Raw genomic sequence first — 718 nt, forward strand, 5'->3', positions numbered from 1 at the left:
TTGAAGAATTATTAATTTTTCTTCCCGCATTGGATCTGGAAACTTCGGTTCACAGCCAAGCGGTAAAAGAATTTAGCGAAGCGTTCGATGTTATCTTGAAAGGGTACAACGGGGGCAATATTTCCTATGAGACTGGATATGATCTTATTCATCAGGTCAAAAATGGTTTCATTGAGGGAGGTGGTGCGCTTAGAAAAGTCGAAGAGAATCGGTTATCACGCCAGACAGAAAAGGCTGATAATTTCTCTCAAGATGGCAGTTATCGACGCAATCTAGTAGTGAATGATGAATCGTTTAATGTGCGTTTTAAAGCGAGTTGCGCTACGCCTGAATGCTTAATGAGAAATGCCAATATCGACATGGAAGATGATGCTTTTCAGGATTACATTGAGGCTGCAACACAAGATAAACGTTCGGATGTGATGCAGGTGATAGGTGTTGCTTTGATTGCTAATCCATATCTCAAGCCTTTGGAGTATGTTGTATTTGGAGATATCGCCTACTCAATGACAGATCTTAACTTCGACCCTTCTTGGGCTTTTGCTATGGGAAAAGGGGCAGCTTATCGATTAAAGCGTCTTAACTGTAGTGAAAGAACGGTGCTCACGGGAGAAAATGTGACCAGCTATATTTCAGGGAATATTTTAAGCAGTGATTGATAAGAACAAGCTTTGGAGATATTTAAATATATCTGACTCGATTTATGCCGTATGTACCA

Annotated in this window: 1 protein-coding gene; it reads left to right on the plus strand. The window is 40.4% G+C overall.

What is annotated here, in order from left to right; genetic code table 11:
- On the plus strand, positions 1-659 hold a 659-nt coding region (locus R7040_RS26425), incomplete at its 5' end, for a hypothetical protein (RefSeq protein WP_318097571.1).
- Positions 660-718: the final 59 nt, after the last annotated feature.

The sequence above is a fragment of the Vibrio sp. 1069 genome (genome assembly GCF_033340555.1).